19 protein-coding genes are annotated in these 25,251 nt (G+C 72.6%); 11 read left to right on the forward strand and 8 right to left on the reverse strand.

The annotated features are described in order from the left end of the window. Positions 1-299: 299 nt before the first annotated feature. Positions 300-2,129, reverse strand: a complete 1,830-nt coding sequence (locus tag VQ02_RS02915; protein ID WP_048442658.1) for an aminopeptidase P family protein — start codon at positions 2,127-2,129, stop codon at positions 300-302. A 49-nt stretch (positions 2,130-2,178) separates the two neighbouring features. After that, a complete protein-coding gene (locus VQ02_RS02920) occupies positions 2,179-3,333 on the reverse strand; it encodes a DUF2125 domain-containing protein (RefSeq protein WP_048442659.1) in 1,155 nt (384 codons plus the stop codon). A 151-nt stretch (positions 3,334-3,484) separates the two neighbouring features. Between VQ02_RS02920 and VQ02_RS02925 the strand changes: the two genes are divergently transcribed. From VQ02_RS02925 to VQ02_RS02960, 8 genes are all read left to right on the forward strand, one after another. Then, a complete protein-coding gene (locus tag VQ02_RS02925; protein WP_048442660.1) occupies positions 3,485-4,027 on the forward strand; it encodes a gamma-glutamylcyclotransferase in 543 nt (180 codons plus the stop codon). A 153-nt stretch (positions 4,028-4,180) separates the two neighbouring features. Next, a complete protein-coding gene (locus VQ02_RS02930) occupies positions 4,181-5,452 on the forward strand; it encodes an MFS transporter (RefSeq protein ID WP_083469013.1) in 1,272 nt (423 codons plus the stop codon). 107 nt (positions 5,453-5,559) lie between these two features. Continuing rightward, a complete protein-coding gene (locus VQ02_RS02935) occupies positions 5,560-6,402 on the forward strand; it encodes a universal stress protein (protein ID WP_048442661.1) in 843 nt (280 codons plus the stop codon). 9 nt (positions 6,403-6,411) lie between these two features. Continuing rightward, positions 6,412-6,828 (forward strand): HIT domain-containing protein, encoded by a 417-nt coding sequence (locus tag VQ02_RS02940; protein WP_048442662.1) that lies wholly within the window; start codon positions 6,412-6,414, stop codon positions 6,826-6,828. Between the two features lie 99 nt (positions 6,829-6,927). Next, positions 6,928-7,362: an acyl-CoA thioesterase gene (locus VQ02_RS02945; RefSeq protein WP_048442663.1), complete on the forward strand. Its 435-nt coding sequence runs from the start codon at positions 6,928-6,930 to the stop codon at positions 7,360-7,362. Positions 7,363-7,586: 224 nt separating this feature from the next. Continuing rightward, positions 7,587-8,501, forward strand: a complete 915-nt coding sequence (gene nudC, locus VQ02_RS02950) for an NAD(+) diphosphatase (RefSeq protein ID WP_083469015.1) — start codon at positions 7,587-7,589, stop codon at positions 8,499-8,501. Between the two features lie 2 nt (positions 8,502-8,503). Next, complete coding sequence (locus VQ02_RS02955; RefSeq protein ID WP_048442665.1) at positions 8,504-9,403, forward strand: dihydrodipicolinate synthase family protein; 900 nt, start codon at positions 8,504-8,506, stop codon at positions 9,401-9,403. A 73-nt stretch (positions 9,404-9,476) separates the two neighbouring features. Further along, complete coding sequence (locus VQ02_RS02960) at positions 9,477-10,283, forward strand: inositol monophosphatase family protein (protein WP_048442666.1); 807 nt, start codon at positions 9,477-9,479, stop codon at positions 10,281-10,283. 9 nt (positions 10,284-10,292) lie between these two features. Here the strand turns inward: VQ02_RS02960 and VQ02_RS02965 are convergent, their stop codons facing one another. The 4 genes from VQ02_RS02965 to VQ02_RS02980 are packed head-to-tail and all read right to left on the reverse strand — an operon-like array spanning position 10,293 to position 14,865. Then, entirely contained in the window at positions 10,293-10,628 is a 336-nt protein-coding gene (locus VQ02_RS02965; RefSeq protein WP_048442667.1) for a DUF3325 domain-containing protein, read from the reverse strand. Further along, positions 10,625-12,184: a PepSY-associated TM helix domain-containing protein gene (locus tag VQ02_RS02970; protein ID WP_048442668.1), complete on the reverse strand. Its 1,560-nt coding sequence runs from the start codon at positions 12,182-12,184 to the stop codon at positions 10,625-10,627. The genes VQ02_RS02965 and VQ02_RS02970 overlap by 4 nt, the downstream gene beginning before the upstream one ends. After that, positions 12,181-12,489, reverse strand: a complete 309-nt coding sequence (locus tag VQ02_RS02975; RefSeq protein ID WP_048442669.1) for a hypothetical protein — start codon at positions 12,487-12,489, stop codon at positions 12,181-12,183. The genes VQ02_RS02970 and VQ02_RS02975 overlap by 4 nt, the downstream gene beginning before the upstream one ends. A 9-nt stretch (positions 12,490-12,498) precedes the next feature. Then, entirely contained in the window at positions 12,499-14,865 is a 2,367-nt protein-coding gene (locus tag VQ02_RS02980) for a TonB-dependent siderophore receptor (RefSeq protein WP_048442670.1), read from the reverse strand. Positions 14,866-15,664: 799 nt separating this feature from the next. On the opposite strand from VQ02_RS02980, the gene VQ02_RS02985 reads away from it, so the two are divergent. Further along, complete coding sequence (locus VQ02_RS02985; RefSeq protein WP_048442671.1) at positions 15,665-18,970, forward strand: helicase-related protein; 3,306 nt, start codon at positions 15,665-15,667, stop codon at positions 18,968-18,970. A 106-nt stretch (positions 18,971-19,076) separates the two neighbouring features. Continuing rightward, the gene (locus tag VQ02_RS02990) at positions 19,077-20,597 is read left to right on the forward strand and encodes a DUF2252 domain-containing protein (RefSeq protein WP_083469014.1); all 1,521 of its coding nucleotides are present in this window, start codon (positions 19,077-19,079) and stop codon (positions 20,595-20,597) included. 222 nt (positions 20,598-20,819) lie between these two features. On the opposite strand, the gene VQ02_RS36670 is transcribed toward VQ02_RS02990, so the two are convergent. After that, positions 20,820-21,182 carry a hypothetical protein gene (locus VQ02_RS36670; RefSeq protein WP_157080468.1) on the reverse strand — a complete coding sequence of 121 codons (363 nt, stop codon included), beginning with the start codon at positions 21,180-21,182 and terminating at the stop codon, positions 20,820-20,822. A 295-nt stretch (positions 21,183-21,477) separates the two neighbouring features. Further along, a complete protein-coding gene (locus VQ02_RS02995) occupies positions 21,478-23,328 on the reverse strand; it encodes a sigma-54-dependent Fis family transcriptional regulator (protein ID WP_048442672.1) in 1,851 nt (616 codons plus the stop codon). 270 nt (positions 23,329-23,598) lie between these two features. Here VQ02_RS02995 and adh point away from each other — a divergent pair, with 270 nt between their 5' ends. Further along, entirely contained in the window at positions 23,599-25,122 is a 1,524-nt protein-coding gene (gene adh / locus VQ02_RS03000; protein WP_048442673.1) for an aldehyde dehydrogenase, read from the forward strand. Positions 25,123-25,251: the final 129 nt, after the last annotated feature.

Raw genomic sequence — 25,251 nt, forward strand, 5'->3', positions numbered from 1 at the left:
AGACTTGCGTTAGCCTGCCCACGACACCGACAGTGGCGGTCGGCTGTATCGGAGAGGCGAACGCCTCCTCGTCAGCCCTCCGCCCTGTCCGGGCCCGGACCGGGCCTGCACGACTGAAACGTAGTGGAAGGAGATCTGGGAAAGGGCGGAGAGCTCAGGACGGACCGGCTGTCCGGCAGCCTCCGGTCACCGACGTATGCCGTGGGGCGGGCCAACACTTCGCCCGCTCATGGGCTTGATATGACGCAGGATTGCTTCGCAGGACCGGCAATCGCTTCTGCGAAGCCTGCTCGGGGCGGCTACCCGCCGACCGGCCGCGTCGCCGCGATCAGCCACGCGCGGGTCTCCGGGTCGACCAGGCCCGCCAGCGCCTCGCGCACCCGGGCGTGGTAGGCGTCGAGCCAGGCCGCCTCCGCCGGGGTGAGCAGTTCCGGCGCCACCAGGGCGAGGTCGATCGGGGCGAGGGTCAGGGTCTCGAAGCCGAGCATCGGGCGCTCGCCGCCGGCGACCTCCCGCGGCTCGACCAGGACCAGGTTCTCGATCCGGATGCCGAAGGCGCGCGCCTTGTAGTAGCCGGGCTCGTTCGAGACGATCATCCCGGGCTGCAGCGCCACCGTCCCGGTCTTGGCGATGCGCTGCGGCCCCTCGTGCACCGACAGGAAGGCGCCGACGCCGTGCCCGGTGCCGTGGTCGAAGTCGAGGCCGGCCTCCCAGAGCGGGCGGCGGGCGAAGGCGTCGATCTGCGCCCCCGTGGTGCCGCGGGGAAACACCGCCGTGGCGATGGCGATGTGGCCCTTCAGCACGCGGGTGAAGCGGTCGCGCATCTCCGGGCTCGGCGTGCCGACCGCCACCGTGCGGGTGATGTCGGTGGTGCCGTCGCCGTACTGCGCCCCGGAATCGATCAGGAACAGCTCGCCCGGCTGCACCCGGCGGTCGGTGTCGCGGGTGACGCGGTAATGCACGATGGCGCCGTTCGGCCCGGACCCCGAGATCGTCGGGAAGGCGATCTCGCGCAAGTCGTTGGCCTTGGCCCGGAACCCTTCGAGCCGCACCACGGCGTCGATCTCCGACACCGCGCCGCCGGGGGCCTCGCGGGCGAGCCAGGCGAGGAAGCGGGTCACCGCGGCGCCGTCGCGCAGGTGCGCGGCGCGGGCACCGGCGATCTCGGCCTCGTTCTTGACCGCCTTCATGGCGGTGATCGGGTCCGGCCCGACATCGACCGCGCCGCCTGCCGTCTCGATCCGCTCCTTGAGCGCCACGGCGCCGGTCGCCGCGTCGAGGCGCACCCGCGCCTTGGCGCTCCCGAGCGCCTCGAGGGCGGCGGGCAGGGAGGCCGGCTCGTCGCGGTCGGCGAGCCCCTCGAGCGCGGTCGCCGCCTCCGGCGTGACCTTCTCGGGATCGAGGAAGAGGCGCGGCCGGCCCTCCCGCGGGATCACCGCGTAGCCGAGCGGCAGGGGCGTGTGCGCCACGTCGCCTCCGCGCAGGTTGAAGGCCCAGGCGAGGTTGTGCGGGTCCGACACCACCAGGGCGTCGAGGCGCGCCTTCGTCAGCGCCTCGCGCACCCGCCCGAGCTTCGCCGCCGCGGCCTCGCCCGCCAGGGTCTCCGGGTGGAGCACCACCGGCGCCCGCGGGGCGGCGGGGCGGTCGATCCAGACCAGATCCACGAGGTTCAGCGGCGTCGGCGCGAGGCGCCCGCCCGCGGCCTTGGCGGCGCGATCGAGCCGGGTGAGCCCGTCCGGCGTGTGCAGCCAGGGATCGTAGGCGAGGACCCCGCCGGCCGGCAGGTTCGCCTCGATCCAGGCCTCGACGCTGGTCTCGGCCAGCGGCACCGGGGTGATCACGCCGGTGTCGACCTGCTCGGCGGCCTGGAGGGTGTAGCGCCCGTCGACCACCAGGGCGGCCCGGTCGGCGAGCACGATCGCCGTGCCGGCCGACCCCGTGAACCCGGTGAGCCAGGCCAGCCGCTCGGCGTTCGGGGGGACGTATTCCGACTGATGCTCGTCGGCCCGCGGCACCACGAAGCCGGCGAAGCCCCGCTGGGCCATCGCGGCCCGGAGGGCGGCGACGCGGGCCGCGCCCTCCCGGTGGCTGGGATCCTCGAAGCTCTGGAAGCGGGCGGTCTGGCTCATGCCCCCTGGGGTACGACGCCGCGTGCGGGGCGGCAACTGCCGCCGGTCCTCAGTACAACGGCTGCAGCCGCACGTTCGGCACCGCGAACGGGCCGACGACCACCCGCCCGCCGGCGAGCCGCACGGTGGGCAGCACCTTGAGCGGCGGCTCGCCGGGGCGGTCCGGCGCGTCCGGCCCGGCCTGTCCCGGCGCCGGCTCCTTGCGGCGCCCGCCGAGGAACTGGCCGACGATGTTGCCGATGAGCGCCGCGCCGTCGCCGCCGAGGCGCGCGCCGAGCTGCTCGCTGATCAGCGGGGCGATCACCTGCTCGAGCCCGGCGGTGCGCACGTCGAGCTGGCCCGCCGGCCGGTGCTGCTCGTCGAGGGACAGGACGCCCTGCGCCCGCAGGCGGCGGCTGCCCTTCTCGGCGGCGAGGCTCGCGAGCTCCACCGTGCCGCCGGCGGCGCGCCAGCGCTCCAGCTCCTGGGCCAGCGTGCGGGTGCGGAAGCCCGCGGCCCGGGTCACCGTGGCGTCGAGCGCGATGCCGGCGGGCTCGGAGCCGCCGAGCACCGGATCGAGGACCGGCACCGCCGCCCGCATCACCCGGGCGCTCAGGTCGACGGCGCCGTCGCCGGCGAAGCGGCCCGGCGTCGGCCGGGCGTGCAGCTCGAGGTGGTCGGCGGAGAAATCGATCGGCGAGGGATCGGCGCCGGTGACGGCGCCCTTCAGCCGGTCCACCACCAGGGAGGCGCGCTGGAAGCCGTCGCCCGTCGCGTGCAGGCTCGCCTCCAGCTGGCCCCAGGTCACGTCGGCGGAGAGCCCGTCCTGCTGCACCCGGAACGGTCCGGTCGCCTCCAGGATCACGTGGCGCGGCTGATAGACCTGCGCCACCGCCACCACCGGGCCCACCGTGAAGCGCACGTCGGAGCGGGCGAAGCTCAGCGAGGTGCAGCGCAGCTCGAAGCGGAACGGGTAGCCGGTGAGCGAGCGGTCGGCGCAGGTCCATTGCCGGCCGGCCTGCGCCTCGCGGTTAAGCCAGCCGTCGATCTCGCCCTCGGCCCGGCCGCGGAGCCAGAACCAGCCCGCCGTCCAGGCGAGCGCCAGCAGCGCGAGGAGCACGAACGGCGCGAACAGGCCGAGGCGCAGGCCCGGCCCGCGGCCCGCCCCACCCGCCGTCGGCGGCGTCCCGTCCGTCGGCCCACCATTCGTCGGCCTGTCAGTCATCGGCGCGATCCCGGCTCTGCGGCGGCCCGACCTGGACCGTCCGGATTGAACCGCGTCCCCGTAGCTGCTACCGGCCGCGCCCGGCAAGGGAGGCACGCTCACGAGGTCGTGCCGGAACCGTCTTGCCGGGAGGATGCGGGGGCGCGAGGCGATGGGGACGGCGGATCCGTCGGATCTCTGGGTGTTCGGCTACGGCTCGCTGATGTGGCGGCCGGGCTTCCCCTTCGTGGAACGCGGCCCGGGCCGCCTGCGCGGCTATCACCGCTCGCTCTGCGTGCTCTCGCACGTCCACCGCGGCACGCCGGAGCGGCCGGGCCTGGTGCTCGGGCTCGACCGGGGCGGATCCTGCCGCGGCATGGCCTTCCGGGTGGCGGCGGACGACGCCCCGGCCACCCTCGCCTACCTGCGCGAGCGCGAGCAGGTCACGGCGGTCTACGTCGAGCGGGTCCTCGGCGTGACCCTCGACGACGGACGCCGCACCGAGGCCGTGACCTACCTCGTCGACCGGCGCCACCCGCAATATGCCGGCCGCCTGCCGGAGCCCGAGCTGGTGCGGCTGGTGCGCCAGGGCCTCGGCCGGTCCGGCGCCAACCCGGACTACGTCCGCCACACCCACGACCAGCTCGTCGCCATGGGCATTCCCGACCCGGTGCTGGCCCGCCTCGCCGCGGCCTGCGCGATACCGAGCCCCTGAGGACCACCATTCCTTCGCGGCACCTTCGCCTCCCGCGATGGCGCTGCGGGACGGGAGCCCAACCGCGGCGTTGCGATCATTTCCGGTTCAGGTGCGTTAGTCCGTCTGGGCCCTGACAGACCCGAACGGGCAAGCCGGAGCGTCTCCGCGTTGATGAATCCCACGACCCATCTCACCCTGATCAACGTCTTCGTCGGCGACATCCAGGGTGGGCTCGGCCCCTTCCTCGGCACCTGGCTGGCGCAGGCCGCGCAGTGGGGGCCGAGCCAGGTCGGCCTCGTCACCACGATCGTCGGCTTCGCCACCCTGGCCTTGAGCGGGCCGCTCGGGGCCCTGGTCGACCGGGCCGGCCGGCCCCGGATGCTGATCGCCGGCGCCTGCGCGATGATCCTCGTCGGCACCCTGCTGCTGCTGCCTGCCCGCGCCTTCATGGCGGTGCTGGCGGCGCAGTTCGTCGCCGCCGTCGGCGGCACCCTGGTGGTCCCGGCGGTGACGGCGCTGACCCTCGGCATGGTCGGCAAGCAGGCCTTCCCGAAGCAGCAGGGCCGCAACCAGGCCTGGAACCATGTCGGCATCCTGGCCGCCGCCCTGGCGATCAGCTTCGGCACGCCCTACACCGGCCCGAGCATCGCCTTCTGGGTGCTGGGGGGCCTGTCCGCCTGCGCCATCGTGGCCGCCGTGACGACGCCGAAGAAGGCCTGGAACGGCCGGCGCGCCGTCGGCTGGAAGGAGGACGACCCGGACGACAAGCCGGAGCGCTCCGCGATCCTGAAGGTCCTGTCCGACCGGCGCCTGCTGATCCTCTCGGCGGCGCTCGCCCTGTTCAACCTCGCCAACGGCTCGATGCTGAGCCTGCTCGGCCAGAAGCTGGTGGCGGCCGGCCAGGACGGCACCGGCTGGACCGCCCGCTACGTCATCGTCGCCCAGGCGGTGATGATCCCGGTGGCCCTGTTCGCCGGCTCGCTCGCCGACCGGCGCGGCCGGCGCCAGCTCCTGCTCGTCGCCTGCGCGGTGCTGCCGGCGCGCGCCCTGCTCTCGGCCTTCCTGTCCGACCCGTACTGGCTCGTCCTCGCCGAGGTGCTGGACGGCGTCGCCTCGGGGGTGATCGGCGTGGCGGTGCCGGTGGTGGTGGCCGACCTCACCTGGGGCTCGGGCCGCACCCAGACGGCGCTCGGCACCGTCGCGGCGGTGCAGGGCGTCGGCGGCGCCCTGTCGGGCTGGGTCGGCGGGCTGCTCGCGCTCCATCTCGGCTGGACCTGGGCCTTTCTGGCGCTCGCGATCCCGGCCGGCCTCGCCCTCCTGATGGCTTTGTGGCTGGAGGAGACCTGCGCCCCCGGCGGCCAGGACGGCGCCGGTGCGGCCTGCGGCGAGGCCGCGCCGGCGGAGCCGCGCGAGCGGCCGGTTGGCGCCCCGGCGGGCCCCTGAGGACCGGGGACACTGCGCCGTCGGGTCAGCCCCCCACTGGACAGGCCGGACGGCGCCGTGATGCTATTGCGGCCCTCGCCCGAGGCCTCTGAGTTGAGTGCGCCGCCATGAAGACGCTCCTCGTTCCGGTCGCCCGCCACACCCTGCTGGATTCGGTGCTCGACACCGCGGTCCTCACCGCCCTCCGCTTCGGGGCCAGCATCGAGGGGTTCGGCCTGCGGCCGGCCCTCGCCGAGTACGTCCCCGTCGACATGGTCGGGGGCATGACCTGGGTGCGCGACGAGGAGACCGACCTCGTCGAGGCCCGCGATTGCGGCGGGCTGTTCACCGCCGCCATGGAGCGGCACGGCATCGCCCGCGAGAGCGCCGACACAGCCAAGAACGGCCCGCGCTACCGCTGGCTGCCGGACGCGCCCCCCGGGGACGGCTTCCTCGCGCAGCACGCGCGCCTGTTCTGCGCCACGGTGGTCGGGCGGCCCGGCAGCGGCGAGAACGCGCCGCGGATGACCACCCTGGAGGCGGTGCTGTTCGAGAGCGGGCGCCCCCTGGTGATCGCCCCGCCGACGCCGCCCGCCAGCATCGGCGAGACCGTGGTGATCGCCTGGAACGGCTCGACCGAGACCGCCCGCGCGGTCGCCTTCGCGGCGCCGTTCCTGCGCGGCGCCGCCCGCATCGAGGTGCTGGGGGTCGATGCCGGCATGGTGCCGGGCCCGAGCGCTGAGGAGATGGCCGCCGCCCTCAACCGCGAGGGCCTCTCGGCGCAGGGGCGCACCCTGGCGGCCGGCCGCCGCACCGTCGGCGAGATTTTCTTGACCGAGGCCGAGGCGATCGGCTGCGACCTCCTGATCAAGGGGGCCTACACCCAGAGCCGCCTGCGCCAGATGATCTTCGGCGGCGCCACCAGCCACATCCTCGCCCACGCCACCATGCCGGTGCTGATGGCGCATTGACGGACCGCGATGACCTCCGATTTCAGCCTCGACCCGCGGCTCGCCGCCGACACGATCGCGCTCGGCGACCTTGAACTCTCTACGGTGCTGCTGCTGAACGACAAGCGCTTCCCCTGGCTCGTCCTGGTGCCGCGCCGGTCGGACGTCTCGGAGCTGACCGACCTCACCCCCGAGGACGCCGCCCGGCTGATGGAGGAAACCCGCCTCGCGGTCGGCGTGATGCAGGCGCTCGCCAAGCCCGACAAGGTGAATGTCGGGGCGCTCGGCAACATGGTGGCGCAGCTCCACGTCCACGTGGTCGGGCGGTTCCGGTCCGATCCGGCCTGGCCGGGGCCGGTCTGGGGGCACGGTACGCGGGAACCGTACCCGGCGCACGCGGCGGCCCAGCTGGTCGAGCGGGCGCGGGGGTTGTTCGCGGCGGCGTGAGGGACACTGAAAGCCGGATCGCGCCGTTCGAACGTTACGTCAGGCAAGAAACGCTCTAAGGTGGCGCCTGTCCCGATCCACTCGCCACCGGCACTCCCGATGTCCAGCACGCCGCCCGCTCCCCTCGCCGCCTGGGGTCCCCCGGTGATCCGCACCATCGCCATGCCGGCCGACACCAACCCGGCGGGCGACATCTTCGGCGGCTGGCTCATGGCGCAGATGGATCTCGCGGCCGGCAACGTCGCGGCGCGCCGGGCGCGGGGGCGCTGCGCCACCATCGCGGTCGAGGGCATGACGTTCCTGCAGCCGGTGGTGGTCGGCGACGAGGTCAGCCTCTACGCCCACATCGTGTCGGTGGGCCGGTCCTCGATCCGCATCCAGATCGAGGCGTGGCGCCGTGCCCGGGAGAACGAGGAGACGATCAAGGTCACGCAGGCGCTGTTCACCTTCGTGGCGATCGACGAGAACCGGCGCCCGCGGGCGGTGCCGCCGGACACCGCCGCGACCGGGGGCACCGGCTCCGATCCCGCGTGAGCCCGCGCTCCGGCCCGTCCGCCGGAATCGTCGCGCCGGGACGGCACGAGGCCGGGCAGGCTCTGCGTCCGGGGCAGTCTCACGGCGGCTGCACCGGGAGCATGGCGCTCCCCTCGCCCGCCACCTTGCTCTTGCATCATTTTGCCTGCCCATGCTCCCTCCGCTGCGAGGGGCCGCGCCGGGCTCCGCACGATGATGCATGAGGATCCGCCTTGCCCGCCTCCCTGCCCGTCTCCTTGGATCGCCTCGGCTACACCCACAGCCTGCTCGAGCGCCATTCCGCCGAGCGCAGCGGCCCGACCCCGACGCTGGCCGACACTCCCGACGCGAGCCTGCTGCTGTTCTGCGGCGACGTGCCGGTGCTGCGGGTGACGGACGAGCACGCCACCTGCCTGCTGAACCCTGAGGACGCGGCCCGGGCCGGCGCGCTGCCGCTCGAGCTCTTCCTCGGCCGGGTCGGCGGCCGTCCCGCCTTCGCCGGCGCCCTGCCGGCCGATGCGGCGGCCCTCTATCGCGACGATCCGGCCTACCGGGTGATCGACGCCCGCGCGGTCGCGGTCGAGGGCGCGGTGCCGGCGCCCGAGATGGGGGTGCTTGCCACCGCCAAGTCGCTGCTCGGCTGGCATGCCCGCCACGGCTTCTGCGCCAATTGCGGCCACGCCACCACCCTCTCCTGCGGCGGCTTCCGGCGCGACTGCGGATCTTGCGGCACCGAGCACTTCCCGCGCACCGACCCGGTGGTGATCATGCTGATCACCCGCGGGGACCGCTGCCTGCTCGGCCGCCAGGCCCGGTTCCTGCCCGGCGTCTATTCGTGCCTCGCCGGCTTCCTCGAGCCCGGCGAGACCATCGAGGACGCGGTGCGGCGCGAGACCTTCGAGGAGGCCGGAATCCGGGTCGGCGCGGTGCGCTACCACTTCTCGCAGCCCTGGCCGTTCCCGTCCTCGCTGATGATCGGCTGCGAGGGCGAGGCGCTCGGCGACGCCCTCGTCCTCGACCGGACCGAGCTCGAGGACGCCCGCTGGTTCACCCGCGAGGAGGTGCGGCGGATGCTCGACCGCACCCACCCGGACGGCCTGATGACTCCGCCCCCGATGGCGATCGCGAACGCCCTGGTGCGCACCTTCGCGGAGGCGTGAGGATGGCGCGGTTCCAGGGCATCATCCCCTACCTCGTCACGCCGCTCGACGCCGAGGGGCGGATCGAGGCGGGGGTGCTCGGCGCGCTGTGCGGCGACCTGATCGCGGCCGGCGTGCACGGCCTGACGCCGCTCGGCAGCACCGGCGAGTTCGCCTATCTCGACGAGGCGCAGAAGCGCGCGACCGTGGACGCCGTGGTGGCGGCCGCGGCAGGCCGGGTGCCGGTGCTTCCCGGCGTCGCCTCGACGGCGATCCGCGGGGCGGTCGCGCAGGCTCGTGCCTGCCGGGCGGCGGGAGCGGACGGGATCGTGCTGATCCTCGACGCCTACTTCCCGCTGACCGAATCGGAGGTCGAGCGCTACTTCCTCTCGGTGGCGGACGCCACCGACCTACCGATCATCCTCTACACCAACCCGAACTTCCAGCGCGCCGACCTGTCGGTAGCCTCGATCGCGCGGCTCGCCCGGCACCCGAACATCGTCGGCATCAAGGACGCCTCGACCAATACCGGCCGGCTGCTCTCGATCATGAACCGCGTCGGCGGCGACCTCGACGTCTTCGCCGCCTCCTCGCACATCGCCGCGAGCGTGATGATGCTCGGCGGCAAGGGCTGGTTCGCGGGTCCCGCCTGCGTCATCCCGCGGGAATGCCTGGCGCTCTACCGGCTCTGCCGCGAGGAGAGGTGGGGCGAGGCGGTGGCGCTGCAGAAGCGGGTCTGGGCCTTCAACGAGGTCTTTGCCCGCTACAACCTCGCCGCCTGCGTCAAGGCGGCGCTCAACCTGCAGGGCTACGCGGTCGGCGACCCGGTGCCGCCCCAGAGCCCGGCCTCGCCGGAGGCCCGCGCGGCCATCGCGGTGGCCCTCGCCGACGTCGCCGGCACGGGCGCCGACGCCGCGCCCTAGATCCCGGGCATCGTCGCGCAACCGATACCGGCGGCCGTGTAAGACGGCCGCTCCGATCGCAAGAGGATCCTCCATGACCACCGAGACCGCCCGGGCCGCCGCCGCGCGCCACGACCTCGCCCTCGCGATCGCCCGCGCGGCCGGCGAGACCGCGCTCGGCTTCTTCTCCGCCCGCGACGAACTGGTGATCGAGCAGAAGTCCGGCGCCCAGGACCTCGTCTCGCAGGCCGACCGCGAGGTCGAGCTCATGATCCGCGCCCGCATCGCCGAGGCCTTTCCGGAGGACGGCGTGATCGGCGAGGAGCACGCCCCGGTCCCGAGCCGGTCGGGCTACGTCTGGGTCGTCGATCCGATCGACGGCACCAGCCCGTTCCTCAACGGCCAGCCGAACTGGTGCGTGTCGATCGGCGTGCGCGGGCCGGAGGGCCTGGTGGCGGGCGTGATCGAGGCGCCGGTGCTGCGCGAGACCTACGCCGCCCTGCGCGGCGCCGGCGCGACCGTGAACGGCCGGCCGCTGCGGATCGACCCCGCCACGGTGCTGACCTCGGCCAACATCGCCTTCGGTGCCACGCAGAAGAACGACGCGGCCGAGACCGCCGCCTTCGTGCTCGGCCTCTACCGCGAGGGCGGCGTGATGTTCCGCAACGGCTCGGGCGCCCTGATGCTCGCCTACGTCGCCGCCGGCCGCCTCGCCGGCTACTACGATCCGGGCCTCAACGCCTGGGACTGCTACGCCGGCCTGCTGCTGGTGCGCGAGGCCGGCGGCGTCGCCGAGTATCTCGGCTCCGACGACATGCTCACCGGCGGGCTGCTCTATGCCGGAACGCCGGCGGTGGTGGCGGACTTGCGCCGGCTGGCGGAGGCGTCGCGGCGGGGCTGACGCCCGCCGTCAGGCCATCGACCCGAGCGCCGCCACGGCGGCGAGCACGGCCGCGGCCGGGGCCATCCAGACGACGGCCCGCGGCCGGTACGACAGGGCGACGATCAGGCAGAGGCCCGCCGCGATCAGGGAGCCGAGCCAGTGGACCGGCCCGAAGGTCCCGCCGTCGAGCCCGATCGCGGCGGCGAGCGACAGGGCGACCAGAACCCAGCCGGCCGCGCGCAAAGCGAGGGCGCGCCGCCGGTCCGGCGGTGCGGACCAGACCGCCTGATGGTGCCGGGAGAGGCTGAGGCAGAGGGCGGAAAGCCCGAGGAAGCTCAGGCCCGCGCTGACGAGGAGCGTCATGCCGGGCCCATCTGCGGCTCGCCGGCCTGTCCGCCCGCCGCGGCCCGTGCCCGCCGCGGCGCCGCGAAGCGGTCGACCTTGTGCGAGATGACCGCGAAGCCGGCGGCGAGGGCGAGGAGCGCGGCGTCGAAGCCGAGGAACCAGGCCGGATCGTCCCAGGTCGCCTGCGCGGTCGCCAGGTCGGCCACGACCACGGCGACGAACAGGGCCGCGACGAGCGCGGTCGCGCCCCGCCAGGCCCGGCGCGGCGCGGGCAGCGAGCCGGCCACGGCCACGACGATCCAGGTGCCGAAGAAGACCCAGACCTCCCGCTCGGCCCGGCCGGCGAGGTCGAGGGGCAGGAGCCGGTTGGCGAGGAGGTAGGCGGCGATGCCGGCCGGCAGGCCGGCGATCGCCCCGACGTTGAGGCCGTGGACGAGGCGCCAGCCGAGGCCCGCCGGCGCCCCGGCCTTCGGCAGGCGGGCGACGCACCAGAGCACCAGCCCGCTCCCGACCATGGCGCAGCCCATCAGCCCGCACAGGAAGAACAGCACCCGCAGGGCCGGGCCGGCGAAGTGCGCCTCGTGCAGGCCGACCATGGTGGTGAAGGTCTTGGCGGCCGGTCGCAGTCCCCCGGACAGCACCTCGACCACGGTCCCGCTCGTGCCCGCGAAGGCGACCTGCGGGTGCTCGTGCGAGAGGCCGTGCGGCTCCTCGAACACCGCCACCACGGTGGCGTTCGCGTCCCGGGGATTGATGATCGTGAGCCGCTCCAGCGGCTCCGGGATGCGGGCCATCGCCTCGCGCACCATCGGCCCGACCGGCGCCAGGGTGCCGGGCTGCCCGGCCGGCGGACGCCCCTGCGTGATCTGCCCGGTCTCGGCGAAGTACGCCTGCTGGTCGCCGTGATAGGCCGCGGTGACGCCCCAGGGCATGTACATCAGCGCCAGGGTGACGACGCCCGTGTAGGTGATCATCAGGTGGAACGGCAGCGCCAGAACGCCGCTGACGTTGTGCGCGTCGAGCCAGCCGCGCTGCGCCGCCTTGTCCCGCCGCAGGGTGAAGAAGTCGGAAAAGATGCGCCGGTGGGTGATCACGCCGCTCACCAGCGCCACCAGCATGATCATCGCGCAGATGCCGACGATCCAGCGGCCCCAGAGCGGCGGCAGATGCAGCTCGAAGTGGAAGCGGTAGAAGAAGTCGCCTCCCTTCGTGGCGCGCAGCTCGGCCGGGCCGCCGGTACGGGGATCGAGCAGCACGTGGCCCGGCGGGGTGCCGGGGCGGGTGCGCCAGAACAGCTCGACCAGCGGCCGCTCCGCCGTCGGCAGGGTGACGAACCACATCCGCGCCCCGGCGGCGTTCGCCTGCAGGTGGGCGACCGCGAGGTCGGCGGCCTGCGCCAGGGCGTCGGGGGTGACCGTCGCCTCGCGCCGCAGCTCAGGCTGCATCCAGCGCGAGATCTCGGCCCGGTAGTAGCTCGCCGTGCCGGTGACGAAGACCGCGAACAGCACCCAGCCGACGACGAGGCCGGACCAGGTGTGCAGCCAGGCCATGGACTGCCGGAAACCCTTCTTCATGGCGCAGCTCCGATGGGTCCTGCGCCCGCGACGAGCCAGAGGGCGAGGCCCAGGACGACGGCGAGGCCGCCGATCACCAGCGCTGCCCGCGCGAGCGAGCGGGCCGCGAAGGCGACAACGACGATCGCGATCATGATGGCGAAGCTCGCGAGCGTCGCCGTCGTGACCGCCTCGGCCCGGGGCATCGGCAACGTCAGCGACAGGAGGGCCGTCGACAAGGCCGCGATCCCGTAGCCGCCGCCGGCGGCGAGGACGACGCGTCCTGCCACCGCGGCGCGCCCCGGAAGGGTGGGTGAAAGGGCCATGGCGCCCCCTTACCAGCGGTAGCGCAGGGTCGCATAGACCGTGCGCGGCAGGCCGTAGAAGCAGGACGCGTAGGAGAAGCAGCCGGTCACGGTGCGGTCGTCGAGGAGGTTCTGGGCGTTGACCTGCAGGTTGAAGCCCTCGAGCTTCGGGTTCAGGTGCTTGAGGTCGTAAGCCGCCACCGCATCGACCAGCACCGCCTCGGGCACCCGGAAGGTGTTGGCCGGGTCGCCCCAGGAGCCGCCGAGGTAGCGCACGCCGCCGCCGAGGCTCAGGCCGAGGAGCGGGCCGGACTGGAAGCGGTAGTCGAGGAACAGCGAGGCGGTCCGGTCCGGCACCTGGACCGGGCGTCGGCCGACGATCGGGACCTGCTGGCCGGTGACCTGGTTGTAGGTCGTGTTGGTGTCGCGGGTGTTGCGCACGTCGAGGAACGACACGCCGCCGACGAGGTTCAGCCCCTCGGCCAGGTTGGCGCGGGCCTCGAACTCGACGCCCTGCACACCGATCTCGCCGGTCTGGAGGCTGAAGAGCGGGCCATTGACCGGATCGGGCGTCAGGGTGTTCGAGCGCTTGATGTCGAAGGCCGCCGCGGTGAGCAGGATGTCGGTGCCCGGCGGCTGGTACTTGATGCCGGCCTCGTACTGCCGGCTCGAGATCGGATCCGGGATGCGCCCGGTGGTGCCGAAGGCCGGATCGTAGATGCGCCCGCTGGCGATCGGCTCGAACGCCTCGCTGTAGGAGACGTAAGGGGCGACGCCGCTGTCGAAGAGGTAGAGCAGGCTCGCCCGGTAGGTCATCGCGTCGGACGGCACGTCCTGGAAGGCGACGGCGCCGGTGGCGAGCGTCCGGGTCGGCCCGTTCGTCCGCGCGGTGTCGTAGCGCCCGCCCAGCGTCAGGACCAGGCGGTCGAACTTGATCTGGTCCTGCAGGTAGACGCCGGTCTGCTGCGCGGTGATGCGGGCGTTCGTGGAGAAGCCCGGCACCGCGATGTTCATGTCGTAGTTCGGCGCCAGCAGGTTGAGGTCGGGCGCGGCGGGGAACGGGGTCCCGAGCGTGCGGGTCTTGATCGTCTGGTGGTCGACGCCGAAGAGCGCCGTGTGGGCGAAGGGGCCGGTGTCGAACTTCGCCTCGAAGTAGTTGTCCATGGTGTAGGCGTCGATCGCCACGTCGGTGGCGATGCGCGAACGGTTGAGCAGCGGTCCGGTCGTCAGCGCGGTCGACGGGAAGAGCGGCGTGACGGAGCTGAAGGCGCCGTAGACGCTGCGGTACTGCCCTTCCGTGCGCAGGAAGCGGCCGGACGAGTGGAACCGGAAGGCGTCGCTGAAGCGGTGGTCGAGGATGTAGGTGACCGCGGCCTGCGTGCGGTCGGACTGCTCGAAGTTGCGGTCGCCGTCGTAGAAGTCGACCGGCAGGCGCCCGACGACGCCGCTGCCGAAGTTGCGCGGGAAGACCGTGCCGAAGGCCGGGAAGCCGCCGTAGAAGCCCGAGAACGGGTCACGCTGGTATAGGCCGAGCACGGTCAGCGACGTGTCGGCGGAGGGACGCCAGGTCAGGCTCGGCTGGATGAAGGCGCGCTCGACCCGCGTCGTCACCGCCGGCCCGTCGCCGTTCCAGCCGAGGCCCGTCACCCGGTAGGCGAATTCCTCGGTTCCCGGAACGGTGGTCTCCGAGGTGATCGGCCCGCCGACGTCGAAGCCGCCGCGGACCTCGCTGAAGCCGCCGCCCTGGACGAAGACCTCGCCGTGACGGACGAATTGCGGCATCTTGGAGGTCAGGTTGACGATGCCGCCGGGGCCGGACTGGCCGTAGAGCACCGAGGCCGGGCCCTTGATGATGTCGATGCGCTCGATCCGGTAGGGGTCGACGGACGGGAAGGCGTCGCGGCTGGTCGGCAGGCGCATGCCGTCGAGGAACAGCGGCGCGGTGAAGCCGCGGATCGAGAACTGCTCCAGCCGGGTTCCGCCGGCGCCGCCGCGCTGCTCGGTCGTCACGCTCGGGCTGTAGCGCAGGGCCTGGTTGATGGTGAGCGCGTTCTGGTCCTCGATCTGCTGGCGGCCGATGACGGTGATCGACTGCGCGGTCTCGAGGATCGGGGTGTCGGTCTTGGTCGCCACCACGCTGCGCGAGGCGACGTAGCCCGGCACCGGCCCGCGGGCGCCGCCCGGCTGCGTCCCGGCGGCGGTCGCCGTGACCGGCCGGGCGACGCCCTCGACGTTGATGGTGTCGAGGGCGATTTCGGCGCCGCCCTGATCCTGGGCGTGGGCCGCCGAGACCATCCCGGCGGACAGCACCACGCCCGAGAGCAACGATCCGATCAGCCTATGCCGCCTCTGCGCGAGCGGGAGAGGAGTGGCGCGACGCAACGACGAAACGGGCATGACGGGATCCAGGACGAGCGAGCTTATTGATGCCGGCCGCTGCGATGCAGCGCGGTAGATCGGCAATCACGTCTGGAAACCCATTGGCAAAACGATGAAATCGCTACAAGTATTATGTTTTAAATCTATTATAATGTGAGGCTGACACGCCTGGTCTGATGCCTCACCGGTGCAAAAATCCCGCAACCTCTCGTGAATTGCTTTTCATGATTTATGAGAATACGAGCGTTCAAATGACACCGATGGCGTGGCTGTTCGATTGTTACTCCCGCCCTGCAACGCAAGGGAACACGCGTCGAATGCGAGCCAGCCTAATCCGAATGGTGGAGATGGTGAGATCCTCGGGTGCAAGCCCGGGACCTGACCGGCTCGGCCGGGCGACGGCACACGACGAGATCAGGTCGTCGCGTGGCCCGATCGTCCTCCCGCGGCTCCCTTGCCAGGATCTCGCACAGCGCCTGGCGAAGCCGGATTTGGTCGTGGACCGCGCGCTGCTGGAAGTCGGGATCCGGCACGTGCGTCATGCGCCGGCAAAGAGTGTGTTGGTCACGGGCGCAGCCGTGGCGCCATTCGCCACGGTCCTGTGGACAAGCGGGCACGCCCCGGGCCTGAAGGCGGCGTCGCCCGTCCCGGGGCGGGGTGCGTGTCGTCCCGAGCACACGAGGCGCCGGTCGCGTCCAGGTTTCTCCGCGCCGCCTCTCCGACCCTCGCATCAATCCTGTTGAGTGCGACAGCCCGGCCCGGACCCGCCGCAGCCGCCGGGCGTTTCTCCGCGCAAGGGAACGAGGAGCGGGAGCCGATGGCGAAGCGCAAGGCGAGACAGCGCGCACGGGCGGGGACCGAGGAGAGCGTGGCGCCGCTGGTGCCGCCCGGTGCCCTCGCGGTGGCGCTGCTCGGCCTTCGGAACGAGGGCCGCCCCCTCGTCCACGTCGCCCGCGACGCCCGCCGGCTCGAGGAGCTAGCGGCCGTGCTGCGCGGCCTCGCACCCGGGATCGGCGTCGCGGTCTACCCGGAATGGGACTGCCTGCCGTTCGACCGCGCCTCGCCCTCCCGCGGCACCATGGGGGCGCGGGCCGGGGTGCTGCGCTGGCTCACCGATGTGGGCGCCCTCCCGGACGTCCTGCTCACCACCGCGCCGGCCCTGATCCAGCGGGTGCCGCCGCCGGAGACCTGGGGCACGGCCCGGGTCGAGATCCGGGCCGGGGACGGGCTCGATGCCGGCCGCCTCACGGCGGAGCTGCAGCGCCTCGGCTACATCCTGGACGACCGGGTCGACGAGCCCGGGGAGGTCGCGGTGCGGGGCCGGACCATCGACGTCTTCCCGGCCGCGGCGCCCCGGCCCTGCCGGATCGAGCACGCCGCCGGGACCGTGACGGCGATCCGGACCTACGATCCGGTCTCGCAGCGCTCGCTCGACGAGGTCGAGACCCTGGTGGTCGATCCGGCGACCGAGGTGATCCTCGCGCCCGACTCGCCGGTGCGCCTGCGGCCCTTCACCGGCCAGGAGCACCAGCTGCCGACGCTCTACGGCCGCCTCGTCACCCTGCTCGACTACGTGCCGGAGGCTCGCCTGGTGGTCGAGGCCGGGGCCGAGAGCCGCGCCGACGCCTTCTTTGAGCAGATCGCGGAGGGGCGCGCCGGCGAGGCGGCGACCCGCGGCAAGGCCGTGCCGCTCTACCTCGCGCCCGCGGAGTGGCGGGCGCTGCGCGAGGCCCGCGCGGTGGCGCGCGCCGCCGACGACGACGCGGGCGCGATCGCGGTGCCGGCCTTCGTGCGCGAGCGGCGGCCGGGCCCGGCCTTCTCCGCCTACCTGCGCGAGCGCCTGAAGGGCGGCGAGCGGATCGTGCTCGCAGGCGACGCGGCGGCGCTCAAGCGCCTCGCCCGCCAGGCCGCCCGGGCGGCGGAGCGGACTGTGCGCCCGGTCGCCGAGTGGTCCGAGGCCGTCGCCGCCAAAGCTGGCGAGATCGTCGCGCTGCCCGCCCCCCTCGACGCGGGCTTCCGGGTGCCGGAGCTCGGCGCCACGGTGATCGCCGCCCCCGACGTCTACGGCGGCACCTCGGTCAAGCCCAGCGCCGGCCAGCCGGTGATCCTGCCGATGGGCGAGGTCGACCTGCGGGTCGGCGACGTCGCGGTCGACCGCGACCACGGCCTGTGCGTGTTCGAGGGGCTCGAGCGCATCGACACCGGCGACGGCGGCAGCACCGAGGCCCTGCGGCTGCGCTTCGCCAACGAGGCGATCCTGATGGTGCCGGTGGCCCAGGCCGACCGGATCTGGCGCTACGGCTCCGAGGAAGACGCCGTCGCCCTCGACAAGCTCGAGGGTGGCACCTGGCCGAAGCGCCGCCTCGCCACCGAGGCCGGGCTCGCCCGGGCGGCCCGGGCCATGCTGGAGGCGGCGGAGATCCGCCGCACCGCCAGGGCCCCGGCCCTGGCGCCGCCGGAGCGCGAGATGGAGCGCTTCGGCGCTGGCTTCGGCTTCCCCCTCACCCCCGACCAGGCGAAGGCCGTCGACGGGGCGCTCAAGGATCTCGCCGGCGAGCAGCCGATGGACCGTCTCGTCTGCGGCGATGTCGGCTTCGGCAAGACCGAGGTGGCCCTGCGCGCCGCCGCCGCGGCCGTGCTGGCCGGCCGGCAGGTCGCGGTCGTGGCGCCCACGACCGTGCTGGTGCGCCAGCACCTGCGCACCTTCGAGCGCCGCTTCGCCCGCTTCGGCATCGGCGTGGCGCAGCTCTCGCGCCTCGCCGCCCCGGCGGAGGCCAAGCGTGTGCGCCAGGGCCTCGCCGACGGCTCGATCCGCCTCGTCGTCGGCACCCACGCGCTCGCCGGGCGCGGCGTCACCTTCGCGGATCTCGGCCTCGTCGTGATCGACGAGGAGCAGCGCTTCGGCGCCGCCCTGAAGGAGCGCCTGCGGGCGATGGCCGGCGACGCCCACGTGCTGACGCTCACCGCGACGCCGATCCCCCGCACCCTGCAATCGGCCCTCGTCGGCCTCAAGTCGCTCAGCGTCATCGCGACGCCGCCGGCGGTGCGCCAGCCGATCCGCACGCTGCTCGCGCCCTTCCACGACGACACGGTGCGGGCGGCGCTGCTGCGCGAGAAGGGCCGCGGCGGCCAGAGCTTCGTGGTCTGCCCGCGGATCGAGGACATCGGCCCGATGGCCGAGCGCTTGAGGGCCCTGGTGCCGGAGCTCGAGACCGTGGTGGCCCACGGCGAGATGAAGCCGGCGGAGCTCGACGAGATCATGGTGCGCTTCGCCGACGGCGAGGGCGACGTGCTGCTCGCCACCTCGATCATCGAGAGCGGGCTCGACGTGCCGCGGGCCAACACCATGCTGGTCCACGACGCCGAGCGCTTCGGCCTTGCCCAGCTGCACCAGCTGCGCGGCCGGGTCGGGCGCGGCCAGCGCCGGGGCGTCACCTACCTGCTGACCCGGCCCGACCGCGAGCTGCCGCCGGCCGCCGAGAAGCGCCTGCGCACGCTGGAGGCCCTCGACCGCCTCGGCGCCGGCTTCGCCATCAGCGCCCGCGACCTCGACCTGCGCGGGGCCGGCGACCTCGTCGGCGAGAACCAGGCCGGGCACGTCAAGCTGATCGGGCTCGGCCTCTACCAGCACCTGCTCCAGCTCGCGCTGCGCGCCGCCAAGGGCGAGCCGGCGGAGGACTGGGCGCCGGAGATCAACCTCGGCCTCTCCGGCGACGTGCCGGAGGACTACGTGCCCGAGCCCGAGGTGCGCCTCGGCCTCTACACCCGCCTCCTGCGCCTCGGCAGCCTGGAGGAGGTCGAGGCCCTGCGCGGCGAGGTCGAGGACCGCTTCGGGCCGCTGCCGCCGGGCGTGCGGGCGCTGTTCACCCTGGGCCAGCTGCGGGTCGGCTGCCTCCACCTCGGCATCGCCCGCCTCACCGGCGGCCCCCAGGGCCTCGCCGTCGATTTCCGCCCCGGCTGCGCGCCGGTCGCCCTGCCCCTCGGGGACGAGGTGACCGCCCGGGACGGGCGGCTGATCCTGCGCCGCCCCTGCGACGACCCGGACCGGCGCGGCGCGCTCGCGGCGGAGCTGCTGCAGCTGATCCAGGACGCCCGCGACGAGGCCCGCGACCGACAGGGCTGACGGCACCACGTTCGCGGCGCGGGTTTCATCCCGCGCCGGAACGTTCGTCGGCGGCCAAGGTTGACTCCCATCGCGCCCTCACCGGGGCCGCCGACGAGCCGTGCCCATGGACAGACCGCACACGGACAGACTGCACGACATTCCCGGCAACGCCGCGACGGAGAGCGCCGAGGCAGCCTGCGACCGGGTGCAGGGGCCGGCGGAGGACGTCGTGCTGGAGCCCCTGGCCGACTTCCCGCACATCGACCTGCGCACGCCGGGCGAGCCGTGGGAGAAGCGCCGCGCCGCCGGCAAGTGCCTGCGGACCAAGGTCCCGCACGAGAGCCACGGCCCCGGGGCCCTGCCGTCCGACCGGCCGGACCCGGTGCGGCTGATCGAGGAGGCGCAGGCCGGCCGCCAGTCCCACCTGATCCCGCTCCGGGTCGCCCGGATGGCGAGCTCGCCCTTCGCCTTCCTGCGGGGAGCCGCCACCGTGATGGCCTGGGACCTGGCGCAGACGCCGCGGAGCGGCATCGACGTGGTGATGAACGGCGACGCCCACATCTCGAATTTCGGCCTGTTCGGCACGCCCCAGCGCGACATCGTCCTCGACCTCAACGACTTCGACGAGGTGACGATCGGCCCCTGGGAGTGGGACCTGAAGCGGCTCTGCGCCAGCATCGAGGTGGCGGCCCGTGACCTCGAGGTGCCGCTGGCCGAGCGGCGCGAGGCCGTGCTCGCCGCGGTCTACGGCTACCAGCACACCATGACCGACCTCGCCCCCCAGGGCGGGCTCGACGTCTGGCACCGGGCGGCGCGAGCCGAGGAGCTGGATTTCAGCGGCATCACGATCGACGACGAGTCCCGCGAGGTCGTGCGGCGGGCGGTCGAGAAGGCGCGCAAGCGCCACAACAAGAGCCTGCTCGCGCAGGTCGGCGAGCGCCGGGTCGACGGCGGCTGGCGCTTCCGCGACGCGCCGCCGATCCTGACCTGGGTCGAGCCCGAGATCCGCGAGGCGGTGACCGCCGGGCTCGAGCGCTACGCCGAGACCCTGCCGCGGGAGCGCCGCTTCATGCTGAGCCGCTACCACGTGGTCGACGTCGCCCACCGGGTCGTCGGCGTCGGCAGCGTCGGCACCCGGGCCTACGTGGCGCTCCTGTGCGGCAACTCGGACCAGGACGCGCTCTTCCTCCAGGTGAAGGAGGCGGTGCGGCCCGCCCACGCGCCGTACGTCGCCGGGATGCCCGAGCCCTACGCCTCGCACGAGGGCGAGCGGGTGATCTACGGGCAGCGCCTGCTCCAGGCGGTCGGCGACCCGCTGCTCGGCTGGACCACCATCGACGGCCGTCCGTTCTACGTGCGGCAGATGAAGAACATGAAGGGCGAGATCCCGGTCGCCTGCATGCGCGGCCAGCCGCTGGTCTACTTCTCCTGGGCCTACGGCGCGCTCCTCGCCCGGGCGCACGCCCGCACCGGCGACGCCGCGGCGATCGCCGGCTATTGCGGCCGCGACCGCCACGCCAATTTCCGCGAGGCCCTGGCCGACTGGGCCCACGCCTACGGCGAGCGCAACGCGGAGGACCACCGGCTGTTTCTGGAGGCGATCGCAGCCGGGCGGCTGGAGGCGGCGGAGGATCCGGAGCTTTAGGCCGAGCCCCGCCGGCGTGACGTTGCCGTGGCCCGCGCTCGGCGGTCCCTGACATCTCGTCTCGACGCGCATGTTCCGTTCGTGGCCCAGCCTCGCTTGAGCCACGGATCGGCCGGATCGTGCGAGATTTCGGCCCGAGACTGTTACGGTCCCATCAATATTCTAAGCGCGAATTTTCAAACCCGGCATGAACTACAGTTTCATGCGCGCCATTATTTCGATCTACGGTTTTGTCTTTGGCGCCGCCTGCAGGCTGATAATTTCTTCGCCTTGTGCAATGGCCTTGAACGTCGCCTCCGGCAAGCTCATCTCCTTGAAATACGCGAGGTTCATGCCGACCCAGGCCAATCGATAAGAATTGGCTCGCTGCCCAGGATCGATGATGGCATGAAGCGCACTGGTGATTGCGACCAGAAGAGCGATTTGATCCCTTATATTTTCTACGCGCCGCCATTTAGATGCAACAATGGCACTTCCTGCGGTTATAATAATAATGGAAAACCAATATATTATCTGCCAAATCATGTACAATGTGTACCACTGCATTCTTAAACTGAACACCGCGTCGGCCGCTTCGCTGCTCATTATATTCATCCCATGATTTTGGGAGATAGTTTTTATATATTATCGTTTCTGATAAAAATATCAACACCGCAGCCTACAATGTTGTTATTATAATATTTTTAGGAACATGCATGACAAATAGACAAATTTTATTGGCACTAAAAATATTGCGGCAATTTATATCTAGATTAAATTAAATATATTGAATGCCCTCTTCGAGATAATTCAGCCCAGCGCCCGGCCTCGCTTCACAGATTCACTCAACAGATGCTCGATCAAGTCCTGCTTCGATCTGGAAAACGCCTTGCGGCCCGAGTCAGCCCTCCGCCCGCTCCGTCAGGCACCGCCGATAGAGCGTGCTGCGGCTGATGCCGAGGCTGCGGGCGGCGCGGCTGACATTGCCGCCATGGGCCGCCAGCGCCGCCCGCATCGCGTCCCGGGCGATGGCGTCGAGCGGGCCGGCGGCGGGCGGCCGTCGCGGCGCCGGGCTCGCGGGACGCGGGGCCACGCCCTCGGGCAAGTCCTCCGGCCCCAGCACCTCCCCAGGCTCGGCGAGCGCCGCGAGGGCCCGCAGGCAGGAAGCGAGTTGGCGCAGGTTGCCGGGCCAATCCGCCTCGGCGAGGGCCGCCTCGCAAGCCGGCGACAGGTGCACATGGCGGGCCGGGCCGTCGGTCCGGGCCCACAGGCCCCGCACCAGGGCGAGGCGGTCCGGCCGCTCGCGCAAGGCCGGCAGGCGCACCCGGTAAGGGGCGATGCGGTAGTAAAGGTCGGCCCGGAAGGCGCCCTCGTCGACCATCCGGGACAGGTCGCGGTGGGTGGCGCAGATCAGCGCGAAGTCGACCTGCACCGGGCGGGTGCCGCCGACCGGCAGCACCTCCCGCTCCTGCAGCGCCCGCAAAAGGCGCGATTGCAGGGAGAGCGGCATGTCGCCGATCTCATCGAGGAAGAGCAGGCCGCCCTCGGCCTGGCGCAGCAGGCCCTTCGCCCCGTGCCGCGCCGCGCCCGTGAAGGCGCCGGGCTCGTAGCCGAACAGCTCGGCCTCGATCAGCGTCTCGGGGAGCGCTGCGCAATTCACCGCCACGAAGGGTTTTTGCGCGCGCGCACAGGCCGCGTGGGCGGCGCGAGAGAACACCTCCTTGCCGGTGCCGGTCTCGCCTTCGACCACCACCGGGATCCCGGCATCGATCAGCCGCACCGCCCGGGCGAGGAGCCGCGCGGTGGCGGGGTCGAGGATCGGCGCCTCGGGGTCCGGCCGCGCCGGCTCGGCCGAGGACCGGCGCGGCCTTGGGACCGGCGCGCCCTGGAGGTGGCCGTAGAGCGGCGCCCCGCTCGTGTCCCGCAGGGCCAGGGGACCGGGACCGGTGTCGCCGCCGTGGCCGGCCGCGTGCTCGGCGCCGAGATCGCTCCAGTCGAGGCCCAGCAGCGCCAGCCCGTGCCGGTTGGCGCCGACGAGGCGCCGCCCCTCGAACACCAGCACCCCTTCGCGGGGGGTGCCGAGGAGCCCTGCGTCGCGGGCAAGCCGCAGCACCTCGCAGCCCGGCGGCACCGCGTCGAGGAGGCGGTGCTCGATGGCGGCGACCGCGAGCCCGACGAGCCCGAGGGCGTGGCCCTGGTGGATTCCCGCCGGGCCGGTGAGGTCGAGGACGCCCAGCACCGTGCCGTCCGGGCCGACGATCGGCATCGCCGCGCAGCTGAGGATGCGGTGCGGCGCGAAGTAGTGCTCCGCCCCCCGCACCTCGACAGGGCGGCGCTCGACGAGGGCAGTGCCGATGGCGTTGGTGCCGGTCAGGCTCTCGCTCCAGAGTACCCCGGGGCGGAGCGCCACCTGCGCGGCGCGGCCGGCGAAGCTGTCGCTGCCGAGGGTGTCGAGGATCAGCCCGTCGGCATCGGTGAGGATCACGAGGCTGCCGGTCGCCTGCGCGTCGGCGTGCAGGGCCTCGATCTCCGACCGGCAGCGCCGGCGCAGCGCCTCGCTGCGGTCGAAGGCCTCCCGCATCGCGGCGGCGCTCAGCGGCTCGACCCGGGGCCTCTGCCCGAAATCGAGCCCGAGGGCGGCGCAGCGCTCCCAGGAGCGCAGGATCGGCGGCGGCGGCTCCGCCAGCCCGGTCCCGAAGGCCTGCCGCCGGGCGGCCAGCAGGGTGCGGGGCGTGGTCACGCGGCTGTGCATGCGCGGCTCGCCTCCGGTTCGCCGCCGCGCGGGCGGCCTGTCGCTCTCTGCGACAGGTGTCGCAGGTGTCGCGCGGGCGATCCAGCACCGCTGCGGCCGGACGAGGGCGGATTTTGGTCGAAGGTCGCGCGGCCAGTTCTCGAAACGCGAGACCGATGAACGGCTTGCCGGTCGCCGCAGGGGCCGGGCCGGCCTCCGCCGGCCGCCTGGCACGCGCGCTGCCGAGTGGTCTCCCGCCACCCCCGCGAACGGGATGAGTGGGAGGAACGCATGAACAAGCCGGAACTCTTCGCCGACGCCAAGAAACAGTCGCCCTTCTCGGCGCGCTACGACAACTTCATCGGAGGCCAGTGGGTGGCGCCCGTGAACGGCCGCTATTTCGAGAACACCTCGCCGATCACCGGCGGCGTGATCTGCGAGGTGGCCCGCTCGGACGCGCAGGACGTCGAGCGGGCGCTCGATGCCGCCCACGCCGCCAAGGACGCCTGGGGCCGGACGGCCCCGGCCGAGCGCGCCCGCATCCTCCTCAAGATTGCCGACCGGATGGAGGACAACCTCGACCTGATCGCGCTCGCCGAGACCTGGGACAACGGCAAGCCGATCCGCGAGACGACCCACGCCGACATCCCGCTCGCCATCGACCACTTTCGCTATTTCGCCGGCTGCGTCCGGGCGCAGGAAGGTTCGCTCTCCGAGATCGATCACGACACCGTGGCCTATCACTTCCACGAGCCGCTGGGCGTCGTCGGCCAGATCATCCCGTGGAACTTCCCGATCCTGATGGCGGTGTGGAAGCTCGCGCCCGCGCTCGCCGCCGGCAATTGCGTGGTGCTCAAGCCCGCCGAGCAGACCCCGGCCTCGGTGCTGCTGTTGGCCGAGCTGATCGGCGGCCTCTTGCCGCCGGGCGTGCTCAACATCGTCAACGGCTTCGGGCTGGAGGCCGGCAAGCCGCTCGCCTCCTCGCCCCGCATCGCCAAGATCGCCTTCACGGGCGAGACGACGACCGGCCGTCTCATCATGCAGTACGCCTCGCAGAACCTGATCCCGGTGACGCTGGAGCTCGGCGGCAAGTCGCCCAACATCTTCTTCGCCGACGTCTCCGCCGAGGACGACGACTTCCTCGACAAGGCGCTCGAGGGCTTCACGATGTTCGCCCTCAACCAGGGCGAGGTCTGCACCTGCCCGAGCCGGGCGCTGGTGCACGAATCGATCTACGACCGCTTCATGGAGCGGGCGATCAAGCGCGTCGAGGCGATCAGCCAGGGCTCGCCCCTCGATCCCGCGACGATGATCGGCGCGCAGGCCTCCTCCGAGCAGCTGGAGAAGATCCTCAGCTACGTCGATATCGGCCGCCAGGAAGGCGCCGAGTGCCTCACGGGCGGCGCGCGGAACGTCAAGGAGGGCGAGTTCGCCGGCGGCTACTACATGCAGCCGACGGTGTTCCGCGGCCACAACCGGATGCGGATCTTCCAGGAGGAGATTTTTGGGCCGGTCCTGTCGGTGACGACCTTCCGGGACGACGACGAGGCGCTCAGCCTCGCCAACGACACCCTCTACGGCCTCGGCGCCGGCGTGTGGACCCGGGACGGCACCCGCGCCTACCGCTTCGGCCGGGCGATCCAGGCCGGCCGCGTCTGGACCAACTGCTACCACGCCTACCCGGCCCACGCCGCCTTCGGCGGCTACAAGCAGTCCGGCATCGGCCGCGAGACCCACAAGATGATGCTCGATCACTACCAGCAGACCAAGAACCTGCTGGTCAGCTACTCGCCGAAGAAGCTCGGGTTCTTCTGAGAAAGGCGGGGTACATGCCCCGCCTCTTCCAGGGCTTCCGGTGAAAGAGGTGACGCGGGTCTTCCCCTCTCCCCGCGGGCAGGGAGAGGGGAAGACCCGCGCCTTTCTCGTCGTGGTTATTTCCACGCA

This window comes from Methylobacterium variabile (assembly GCF_001043975.1).
GTDB lineage: Bacteria > Pseudomonadota > Alphaproteobacteria > Rhizobiales > Beijerinckiaceae > Methylobacterium > Methylobacterium variabile.